The following is a 10,499-nucleotide window of genomic DNA, read 5'->3' on the forward strand; positions in this document are numbered from 1 at the left end:
ACGCGGCTCCACGCTACGGGCTCGGATGAGGTGCATGATGTCGCGATCCTTTCGATTCCGACTCGGGTGCGTGGCCCTGTTCGCTTTCGCCGTGACCCTTGCATCAGGTCACGCGCATGGCCAGTCACTCTGGCTTCCTCGCGATCGGGATCGGTCGCTCTTGGTCGAGGCTCTCCACCCCAGGCTCGAGACCATTGACGAGGATTTCTTCACGGCCGCGTTCTTCCTCGACGCGCGCTGGTCGCTGAGCCCCAAGGTGTTCCTAGTCGGCGAGCTTCCATACGCGCGCTTCCGCGGCGATTTTTACTACTACACGATTTCACCGGGCCGATCGGAGTCCACGTCGGGCAACCTCTACCTCGGCATTGAGGTGCGCGGGAGCGAATCGCCGATTTTCGGGGAATTCGGAGTCCGTCTTCCCACGACCGAGGAGAGGGAATACGGAGCCTCGCTGGTCGGTCGCCGTGCCGACCTGGCACGGGCGGCGTTTGTGGAGAACGCGGTCCCGATCACGGTAGCGTTCAACCTTCGCGAAGTCAGCGCCGGCATTGTGTCGCGTCTTCGACTGGGCACTACCATCCTCATCCCGACCGAGGGTCGTCTCGACACCGAGTTACTCGGTCTCTACTCCCTGCAGATGGGATACGAGGGGCGTGCGGCACGCCTCGGGGTTGCCTTGAGCGGCCGCGTCCTGGTGACGAGCGAATATGGCAACCTCGGTGAGCGCAGCACCAATCAGATGGAGCTCCACGCTGATTTCGGCCCCTGGAGGTTCCGGCCCGGAGTCGAGCTGAAGCTGCCCCTGGACAGCGCGGCGTCGCCCGTCCCCGTCGTACTAGGAGTAAGCCTCAGCGCTGGACTGTGACGAGCTCTTGGACTCCGCGGGGGAAGTCTCGATCGGATCCGCCGGGACCCCCGCTACCTGGCCTTGGTATGGAAGGTCGGGCTCGACGCCATCTGGGGCCGGCGTGCCCTGAACCTGGGCGATGGCATCGCGTCGAGGTCGACCCAGGCTCCGCTCCGGAACGCCTCAATCTTCAGGATCGGGTGGATTTCCCAGATTGTGACGCGGCTCTGTCCAACGAGGTCGGGGTGCTGCGGATCCATCATGAGCCAGCCGCTGATTCGGACAGGCTGGGTGGAATTGATCCAGGGTTTCAGCGCCGTCGGCGTCCACTTCGGGTGGTCCTTTCGTACGCGAGGCGTCGTCTCGACCACGATCGCGTCGCTCTTAGGGGCCTGGGGCCGCGCAGAGATCCACATATGCCAGTCCACGTCAACGCTGTCCGTCATGCCGCAATTCGTCATCTCCGCCCCCTCCACTCGTAACCCAACCAGATAGCCCGCCACCGTGAGCGCGACGCCCTCGTAGGGCTCGATCTTCTTCAGCTGCGCCCCGGACCAGTCCGTGCGGCTATGCGGAGCCTTGGGGTAGGGGAGCTTCGCGATGGCATCGAAAGTCACGGCGTGGTACTCACCCGGAATGTCGGTCCGGTTCTTCCTGAGGTCGGTGGCCGAGTCTCCGTTTTCGCCCGCCGGTCCGCAGTCAATACCCTCGGCCGAGTAGTTTGTACTGTTCGGCTGCGGCTTGGCCCAGGCGGTGGAGATCGAGGCCACGGGCTGCCCGGTCGGCGCGCCGGTGGCCGTCTGCGTGAGGACGAATACAGCCAGGGAGCATCGGAAGATCAATCGGACGAAGCAGGCGATGCGGAACATTTCCGCCTCCTCAGTGGCCCTGTTTCCCCCTCCGATGTATCGGCAGTCCCGTTCGCGCTCTTAACGATCAGCCGGATTGACTTGGGTAGGTAGTCTCGCAAGCGGGGGCCTATGTTGTTAAATCCTCCGCTCTGCCAAGCACTTCCGCATCCTCCACATACCAAGTGACGATATAGTCAATTCCCCTCTGTGAATTCACGGAGCGGCTTACCCGGTCCCAATTTAGGGTTACTCCCAATAGCCACGATGATTGGCCTCGCGTACATTTTCCTTATGAGAGGTGCCATTTTCCCAACGTTCAGCTGAGGAGATGCACCGTGACGATGATGATGAGGAGGGGACCATGATCATGATGAGGAGAGGACCATGAAGACGATGTTGAGATGCACAGTGACAGCGAAGACATCCCGGGGCCTGAAATGGCCGACCTGGGCGCTAGCGCTCTTGCTTGCCGCCGGCACGACGATGGTCGTGTGCGGTCATCAGGCGTTCGCTCAGCTCCCGCCGCTGCCTCCGCTACCCCCACCGTTGCCATTGCCGGCCCCGCCGCCCGGCCTGCCGCTGGGACCTCCGGAGCTGCCCACGATTCCCTCGCTACCCCAGGTCTTGCCCTCGAACGCGCCCACGACGTCGGGCTCGACCGAGCTGCCGGTCACGTCGGCGACACTCGATGCGAAGCTCTTGGTCATCTCCGCCGATGGGACCGAGCCCGTGCTCGGAGCGATCCGCCAGGCGGCGGAGTACGAGGGCATTCCGTACATGCTGTACGTCGCGACCAGGACTCCGGGCGGATTCACGCCGGCCATGCTGTCCGATAGTAGCGCCCACGCGTTCTACCAGGGCATCGTGCTCACTACCGGGAGCCTGGCGTACTTGAACGGAACGACCTGGACGAGCGCCTTCAACGCGACGGAATGGCAGACGCTGTGGGACTACCAGGCGAAATACCGGGTCCGCACGGCGATTGCCTATGCGCTCCCGACCGCGGACTTGGGCTACGGCCCGGCGACGGGTGTGGATGCCACAACGAGCCCCATCTCCGCTCAGCTGACCCCGGCGGGCCAGTCCGTGTTCCCCTACGTGAACGCGGCGAATCCGATCGTCATCACCAAGGCCTGGACGTACCTGGCTCCCGCGGCGGGAACCGGAACGAACGTGCTCCTGTCCGACACGCAGGGGGACGCGCTCGCTCTGGTCCGGACCTATCCCGACGGCCGACAGGTGCTCTCCCAGACGTTCGATGGGAATTTCTTCCTGGTGCACAGCCTGGCGCTCGCGCACGGCCTCATGAACTGGGTGACGGGGGGGTTGTTCCTGGGAGAGCGCCACATCTACGTGTCGCCGCAGATCGACGACATCTTCATCGACAACGACGTGTACGGGGGAGGAACCTACCGCATCAACGCGATCGACTGGTCTGCCAATGACGCGTGGCAAACGCAGAAACACCTCCAAGCCCAGACGGCGGATCTACTCCTCCACATGGCGTTCAACGGCGAGGGCACGACCGGCACCTACAACCTCGACACGCTCACGCCGACGGCCGGCGCGACGAATTTCCAGTTCCCGTGGATCAATCACACGTTCAGCCACGAGAACCTGGACGCCGCGAGCTACGACCTCGTCTACCAGCAGATCACGCGCAACAACGAGGTGGCCGCTTCCATGGGATTCACGAACTACGATACCCGCGCGCTGGTCACGCCCGACGTATCCGGGCTCTCGAACCCGGAGGCCATGAGCGCCGCCTACGACGCCGGCATCCGCTTCCTCATAACGGACACGTCCCAGCCCGGGATGAACAACCCGACGCCGCAGGCGGGTATCCGCAACGCCATAGAACCCGGCATCCTCATGGTCCCGAGGCGGCCGGTCAACCTCTACTACAACGTGACCACGCCGACCGAGTGGACGAACGAGTACAACTTCATCTACCACAGCTACTGGGGACGCGATCTCACCTACGACGAGATACTCGGCAAGGAATCGGACGTCCTGCTCCAATACCTGCTCCGGGGCGAGGTCGACCCCTGGATGTTCCATCAGGCGAACCTGCGCGCCTATGACGGCGTGCACTCGCTGCTCGGGGATCTGCTCGATCGGGCGCTGGAGAAATACAGCGGGCTCTTCACCCTGCCCGTCCGAAGCCTGACCCTGGCCGGCCTCGGCGAGTGGACGGAGAATCGCATGCGGTACGACGCGGCCGGGGTTCGGGCCTCGTTCGTGCCCAGTGAGGGGACGATGACGATCACCGCTTCCGAGGCGGCCGTCGTGCCCGTCACCGGGCTGTGCGCAGATTCGTCCGAGGTCTACGGGGGGCAGTGCATCAGCCACGTCTCGCTCGCTCCCGGGCAGACCGTCGTGTTGCGCATCGGGAGCACGTCGAACGCGGCGTCGTCAGGCAGCACCACCGTCGCGTCCGTCGGGGTGTCGGAACGCGTGGCGATCCAGGACCTGAGCCCCAATCCGTTCACCAAATCGACCACGATCGCCCTGGCCATTCCGCGGCGGGCCCAGTCTCATCTCGTGGTCTACGACGTCCAGGGCCGGGTGGTCCGGACATTGCTGAACCGCGTCCTCGAGGCCGGCGTTCACCCGATCACGTGGGACGGTCGGACCGATGCCGGCAATCGGGTGGCCGGTGGCGTTTACTTCGCGAAGCTCGAGAGTGGCGGCCTGACCTCCGTCCGCCGCATCGCGATGATCAAGTAGTCCGGTGAGCGCCCATGGATCCCACCTCGCGGTGGCCCCCCATTTGCGGCAGGTTGGGTAAAGCGGCACTTGCTCTTGTGTTGATCACGGCGGGCGGCCGGGCCTGGGGGCAGGCGCCGTCCGCCCCGGCCGGCACGCTGGAGCGCGCGGCGGTCCTGGTTAAGAACCGATCGTTCGAACAGGCAGCGACGATGCTCCGTCGCCTCCTATCGGTCGACCCGGCGAACCGCAGGGCGAAGGAGATGCTCGCGTTCGACCTCGAATCGATGGGGGATCTCAAAGGAGAGCGTCAGGTGCGATCCGCCCTGGCGGCGGAGCTCCCCGACGATCCGCGCATCCAGACCGACTACGGAAGGGTTCTCGAGCGCTCGGGGGATGTCGGCGGGGCGCTTCGAGCGTACCGCCGCGCGCGAGAGCTGAGCGCCGGCGGGCCCGCTCCGGAGCTCGACGCGGCGATCGAGCGGATGAGCGGCCGGACCGCCTTGGAGGTCGGGACGCCACTGACGGTCATGTCCGATCCGGACGCTACCGCTTCATGCGTACAGGCAGGCGCAGCGGTACCTTTCGGATCCCGTCGCCACCTGGCCCTGCTCGGCACGCGCAACGTCGCGGACGGAAGGACCGATCCCGACAGGACGATGTCCGACGTGCTCGCGCTGAGCCTCGTGCAACGAAATGGGGCGGGCGCATCATTCGCGGTGGGTCCTCGCCTTCACGTGGTCTCGCAGCGGGGCGGCGCGCGACGGGACCTCGGTGTCGGGGGCGCGATCGCGGGGCGAGCGCCCTTGGGCCTGTCGCTCGAGGCCGACTGGCGGGCGGAGGTCGAAACTCCCTGGGACGAGGCCGCGGTCACGGTGCTTCGCGGCGGACGGACCACGGCCGCGGAGGGACACCTGTATTCGCACTCTTTTTCCCGGCGCCTGCTCCTCCAGGCCGGCGCGCGAAGGCGCCAGCTCTCGATCCTCGCCGCGGATCCCCGTTCGACGCGCCGCCCCGAGGCGTGGCAGTCCCTGTGGGTGGCCGGCGCGGATGTCGTCCTGTGGAGGAAACCGGGCGCCTCGGTGCGGGGCGAGATGCTCGACGAGGCGCTGATCGAGCCCACGTCGCTCTCGTCGGCCCTGACGCTTGCCTACCGTCACTACGACGTGTCCAGCCAGACGACGCCCGAGTTTGCCGCGCTCATCGGGCTCGCCCCGCGCGGCTCGGTCGACGAGGGTTCGTTCGCAACGACCGTGGTGTCGCCGCGAGGCAACCTCGGGCTGGAGTTGCGCGCCGGTCTCGCACACGACTCCGCGCGCAAGGCCCGGATGTGGAGGGCTGGAGGGGGCCTGATCTGGGCGCCGAAGCCTGCGACCCGATTTGCTCTGAAGTACGAGGAGGCCAGCGAGGTCGCCACCGGGCTCGTCGGCCAGCGCCGCACAGGATGGTTGAGCTTCCATGTGGATCTCTGAACCCCGACATCTGGATCGGCCCAAGCTGAGGAGACGGGCGCTCGACGCGTTCGGTCTCGCGGTCGCGCTCGCCTTCCTCCCGGAGCTGGTGGCGGCGCGTGCAGGCGTCGTTCTCGAGCCGCACCCGGGCTGGATCGCGGTGCTCGTCCTGGCGGCGCGGTATGGAAGCGGCGGGCTCTTCACGGGCCTGATCGCGGCCGCCGGCGCCGTCGGAATCGGATCGGCGGTCGCGGGGGCGGGGCTCGTGACCTCGTGGAGCCGACTCGACTCGGGACCCAACCTGATCGCGTTCGGCGCGTGCCTCGCGGTCTCCGGGATCGCCTCGTGGCATTTGCGACGTCAGGCGGACCTTTGCGAGCGAATATCCGCGCTCTCCGATCGAGCCGCCGAGGCGGAAGCGACGATCCATTCCCTTCGCGGCGTTGTCGCGAGGCTGCGGGCGCGGGTCGATCGTACGTCGGCCTCCCTGTCCTTTTTGCGCGACGTTGCCGCGCGCCTGGAGGGAGCGGATCCGGTCGCCGCCGCCGAAGGGGCGGCCGACCTCGTGCTCGCGCGGACCGGGGCATCCGCCGCGGCAGTCAGGGTGGGCATGAATGGGTTCGAACGGCTCCTGGCCGTTCGGGACGCGAGGGGGCCCATGGCGCTCGCGCCGCTGACGTCTGGCCACGCCGAGCTGACCGTGCCGATTCGCAACGGAAACGATCGGGTCGGCCTCATCGCGCTCTGGGGGATTCCTCATTCCGGGCTCGACGATGCGACGACGCACGATCTGGCGGTCATTGCGTCGTGGTGCGCGCCGGCGCTCGCCGTCACCGGGCGGCGTCCGGAGCCGGCGGCCGGCCGCGCGGGGAGGGTCGGATGATCGGCGCGGCGCCAGCGATTCGGGTGATCGGGGGCTCGGGTCGCGGGGACCGCCCGCGCGGGGCCGCTCTCCTCGCCGCGTGCGTCGCGTTCGATGCCGTCGCGGCCGGGATCCTGCTCCTCGGCACACCGCTCCCGCCGCTCCTCAAGGGCGTTGCGGCAGCGGTCTCGCATGGAGCGGCGGTCCTTCTCTCGTCCCGCTCGGCCCGCGGGCAACCCAGCCGCCGGTGGCTGAGCGCCGCGGCGGTGCTGGCGGTTCCGTGCGCTGGGGCCGCCGTTGCCACCGCGATTTTCCTCACGAGAGGAGGCGGCTCGACCTCGATGGGACGACGCAGGAAAGCGCGCTGGAGACCGTCGCTCACGATGGCCTCGGTGCAACGCCTGGGGACCGCGCTCTCGCCCTGCGACGCGCTGGACTGCGGTGACGAGGAGCAGCGTCGCGCCGCGCTGTCGGCGCTCTCAAGGCGGGAGGACTCCGAGGCGATCGCTCTGTTGCGCCGGACGGCGGCGGGTCGCGATCCCGATCTGGCGCTGCCCGCCGCGCTGGTGCTGGACGAGATCGGCGAGCGCGCCGAGCGCCGCGTGAACCGGCTGGACCCCGCGGTGGTCCGACATTGAAGCCGGTTGACCTCCACAGTGGAGCCGCGGGCGCCGACGTCTGCCTCGTGCTGGAAGGGTCGTATCCGTACGTCAAGGGAGGCGTGTCGACGTGGGTCCACGATCTGATCGGCAGCCTCCCGGAGCTCCGATTCGCCCTGGTGCACGTCGGCCCCGAGCAGGGGACCTACACCCGGAAGCTCTATTCGCTTCCGGCCAACGTGGTCACCTTCTCCGATATGTACTGTCGCGAGCCGCTCGCGCGCGGCCGCGACGTGGCTGTACTGCAGAGGGTGGCCCATGCCGAGCGCAGCCGTCACGCGGATGCCCGCCGATCCTCTCGTGTCCTTAACGGTATCCGCCGATTGCATCTCGAAGACCAGGTGGACTCGTCGCTGCTCGACGACCTCGCCAGCGGCGATCTCTCGGTCGGCGCGTTTCTCCACGGCAGGGCATCCTTCGAGCTGACGACGGAGCTATGCGAGCGGCTGGCGCCCGACGCTTCGTTTCTGGACTTCTTCTGGCACTTTCGATCGATGAACCTGCCGCTCGTTCGCCTGCTCGCCGCCGAGCCGCCTGCCGCGGCCACGTACCACGCCCTCTGCACCGGCTACGCGGGGGTCCTGGCGGCGGTGTGGAGCCACCGGACCGGTCGCCCATTCCTCTTGACGGAGCACGGGATCTACGCGCGCGAGCGAAACCTCGAGCTGGACCGAGCCGCCTGGTTCCGCGAGACCCGCGACCGCCGACCCTCGGACGGAACCAACGAAACGATCGACAATGCTACGGCCTCGGCCTTACGTAGGATTTGGGTGCGCTTCTTTCGCGCCCTGGCGCGATGTGCCTATGCCCAAGCCACGAGTGTCGTCTCGCTGTCCGAGGCCAACCGACAGAGGCAGATCGCCGACGGCGCCCCAGCCGCCAGGACTCTCGTCGTCCCCAACGGCATCGACCTCGAGGGATTCCGTGCGCGCGTCGCCGGGACGCCGTCCCGAGCCGCGGGGGGCCGCCCCATGAGGGTCGCCTTCGTGGGGCGACTGGTTCCGATCAAGGACATCGCCACGCTCATCCGTGCGTGCTTCCTGGCGTTGCGGGTCGTCGACTTGGACGTGCGCATTATCGGTCCGATCGACGAGGATCCGCGGTACGCGCGCCGGTGCCGGCGCCTTACGGCGAAGCTCGGTCTCGAGCACGCGATTCGCTTCGAAAAGGCGCTGCCGATCGAGCGCATCTATTCCGAGATCGACATCCTGGTCCTCACGAGCTTCAGCGAAGGGCAACCGCTCGTCATTCTGGAGGCCAACGCCGCGGGGATTCCGGTGGTTGCCTCCGACGTCGGGGCCTGTCGCGATCTGCTCGAGGGGCGGAACAACGTCGATCGACGGATCGGTCCGAGCGGCATCGTGACGCGGCTCGCCGCCCCCGAGGAAACCGCGGCGGCGATCGTTCGACTCGCTCGGGATCCCGAGCTGCGCCGTCTCATGGGCGCCGCGGGTCGGCGACGCGTGGCCACGTACTATCGAAAGAGCGCCACCGTCTCGACGTACCGTGCGCTCTATAAGGTCGGACCGTGGCCGGCATCGGCTGGCGTCTCGAGCGCCTGATCCATCGAGGAATCTCCGGAGCCACCGCAGCCTACGCCACGGGCGCGGCCGTCATGGCTCTGCCGTGGGTGCTGACCACGGCGGTGCTCGTCTCGCTCCCGGCCATCATCGGGCGAGGCATGGCGGATCCCGCCACCGCCGGAACCGTCGTGAACGTCGCCTACGCGGTCGCGCTGTTCGTGGCCGGGCCGGTCCAGATCGTAATCTCCCGCTACGCCGCGGATCGCCTGTACGAGGGACGGCTCCAGGCGATCGCAGCTCCGTTTTGTCGCGGGCTCGCCGCGACGTTCCTTCTCTGCGCCGTTCCTGCTGCCCTCACGCTCCTCGCGCTGGGCCTGCCGCTTCGTGCCGCCTTGTGGGGCGCGGCGCTTTCGGCCACCGTCGGCGCTCAGTGGACCGCGTTGTCGGTGGGCAACGGACTCTGCTCTCCCGCCATCGTGCTCGGCGCCGTGGGAGCCGGATCGGCACTGAGCTTCCTCTTGGCGGCCCTTCTCGTCGCCGTCGCCAAGCTCGGCGTTCCGGGATACCTCTTCGGATTGATCTCGGGTCAGACCCTTACGCTCGTGATCCTGCTCGTCGGCATCTTCCGGTCCCTGCCGGGCGAAGCCGACGAGAGGGCAGCCCTCCTGCCCGCGTTTCGCGAATACGCGGCGCTCGCCGGGGCCGGGCTCGCATTCAACGCCTCACTGTACGTCGACAAGCTCATCGCCTGGTGCCTGGTGGGCGGCGAGACGGCGGCGCTGCACGCCGGAGCATCGACCATCGCGTGGTTCTCGACCATCCCTTGCTTGGCGTGGATATTCGTGGAGGTGGAGACCACGTTTCACCGACGCTTTCGAAGGTTCTACCTGGCCTTGGAGGGCGGAGCGTCTCTCGACGAGCTTCGTCGCTACGTTCGAGCACTCGTGGACGAGGCCGCACGGCTCCTCCGCGGCGCCGCCTCCGTCCAGGCGGGAGTGACCGGATTCCTGCAGCTTGCCGCGGATCCTTCGGCTCGTTGGCTGGGGCTGCCGCACGACGCGATCCTGCCGTACCGGCTCCTCCTTGTCGGAGCCGGCGCGCAAGCCCTCGGCCTGCTCGGGCTCATTCTCCTCTACTATTTCGACCTCCGACGCGAAGCTTTCCTCTCCGCCGCAGGTCTCCTCGTTGGGATTACGGTGTTCACCGCGGCGGCATCGGGGTCAGGGCTACCGCCGAGCGTCGGAACGGCGCTGGGCTGCGCCCTGGGCGCGGTTCTGACCTGGCGCCGCGTCTTTCGCGGGGTGAGTGCGGTGCTGCAGCATACGCTGCTCGGTCAGCCGTTCGCTGCGGAACGGAAGGGGAGTCTGGGAGCGGAACGAGAACGGTCGATTCGATAGAAGCAGCTTCGGAGGGGAAGCGGGCCGGAGGCGCCGCCTATCGACTGCGTAGATCGGCCACGGGCGCCGGGGGTTCCGTGTCCGGCCCGGCGCTGGCAAACTCGTGGGCGCCGATATCGATGGCGCTTCCCTTGACGCGGGGACTTCCATCGATGTCCGAGACGCCTGAGAGGTTCTGGCCCTGCGCGTCATTGCCAAGG

General features: G+C 67.5%; 8 protein-coding genes. 7 read left to right on the top strand and 1 reads right to left on the bottom strand.

Annotated features, from left to right (window positions below; translation table 11 throughout):
* The first annotated feature begins 34 nt into the window (after positions 1–34).
* Entirely contained in the window at positions 35–865 is an 831-nt protein-coding gene (locus E6K76_11870) for a hypothetical protein (GenBank protein ID TMQ56941.1), read from the top strand.
* A 53-nt stretch (positions 866–918) separates the two neighbouring features.
* Here the strand turns inward: E6K76_11870 and E6K76_11875 are convergent, their stop codons facing one another.
* Positions 919–1,716 (bottom strand): hypothetical protein, encoded by a 798-nt coding sequence (locus tag E6K76_11875; protein ID TMQ56942.1) that lies wholly within the window; start codon positions 1,714–1,716, stop codon positions 919–921.
* Positions 1,717–2,082: 366 nt separating this feature from the next.
* On the opposite strand from E6K76_11875, the gene E6K76_11880 reads away from it, so the two are divergent.
* Genes E6K76_11880 through E6K76_11905 form a run of 6 tightly spaced genes read left to right on the top strand, consistent with a single transcriptional unit; the run spans position 2,083 to position 10,299 of the window.
* Positions 2,083–4,428 (top strand): T9SS type A sorting domain-containing protein, encoded by a 2,346-nt coding sequence (locus tag E6K76_11880; protein ID TMQ56943.1) that lies wholly within the window; start codon positions 2,083–2,085, stop codon positions 4,426–4,428.
* Between the two features lie 14 nt (positions 4,429–4,442).
* Positions 4,443–5,879 (top strand): tetratricopeptide repeat protein, encoded by a 1,437-nt coding sequence (locus E6K76_11885; GenBank protein TMQ56944.1) that lies wholly within the window; start codon positions 4,443–4,445, stop codon positions 5,877–5,879.
* A complete protein-coding gene (locus E6K76_11890) occupies positions 5,866–6,741 on the top strand; it encodes a hypothetical protein (protein ID TMQ56945.1) in 876 nt (291 codons plus the stop codon). The genes E6K76_11885 and E6K76_11890 overlap by 14 nt, the downstream gene beginning before the upstream one ends.
* Positions 6,738–7,358, top strand: a complete 621-nt coding sequence (locus E6K76_11895; GenBank protein TMQ56946.1) for a hypothetical protein — start codon at positions 6,738–6,740, stop codon at positions 7,356–7,358. The genes E6K76_11890 and E6K76_11895 overlap by 4 nt, the downstream gene beginning before the upstream one ends.
* Positions 7,355–8,941 carry a DUF3492 domain-containing protein gene (locus E6K76_11900; GenBank protein ID TMQ56947.1) on the top strand — a complete coding sequence of 529 codons (1,587 nt, stop codon included), beginning with the start codon at positions 7,355–7,357 and terminating at the stop codon, positions 8,939–8,941. The genes E6K76_11895 and E6K76_11900 overlap by 4 nt, the downstream gene beginning before the upstream one ends.
* Positions 8,908–10,299 (top strand): hypothetical protein, encoded by a 1,392-nt coding sequence (locus E6K76_11905; GenBank protein TMQ56948.1) that lies wholly within the window; start codon positions 8,908–8,910, stop codon positions 10,297–10,299. The genes E6K76_11900 and E6K76_11905 overlap by 34 nt, the downstream gene beginning before the upstream one ends.
* Positions 10,300–10,499 lie beyond the last annotated feature (200 nt).

Source organism: Candidatus Eisenbacteria bacterium (assembly GCA_005893275.1).
GTDB lineage: Bacteria > Eisenbacteria > RBG-16-71-46 > SZUA-252 > SZUA-252 > WS-7.

Bases quoted from the DNA above. Each gene is read 5' to 3' on its own strand.
- E6K76_11870 (TMQ56941.1), top strand. From the start codon at position 35: ATGATGTCGCGATCCTTTCGATTCCGACTCGGGTGCGTGGCCCTGTTC.
- E6K76_11875 (TMQ56942.1), bottom strand. From the start codon at position 1,716: ATGTTCCGCATCGCCTGCTTCGTCCGATTGATCTTCCGATGCTCCCTG.
- E6K76_11880 (TMQ56943.1), top strand. From the start codon at position 2,083: ATGAAGACGATGTTGAGATGCACAGTGACAGCGAAGACATCCCGGGGC.
- E6K76_11885 (TMQ56944.1), top strand. From the start codon at position 4,443: ATGGATCCCACCTCGCGGTGGCCCCCCATTTGCGGCAGGTTGGGTAAA.
- E6K76_11890 (TMQ56945.1), top strand. From the start codon at position 5,866: ATGTGGATCTCTGAACCCCGACATCTGGATCGGCCCAAGCTGAGGAGA.
- E6K76_11895 (TMQ56946.1), top strand. From the start codon at position 6,738: ATGATCGGCGCGGCGCCAGCGATTCGGGTGATCGGGGGCTCGGGTCGC.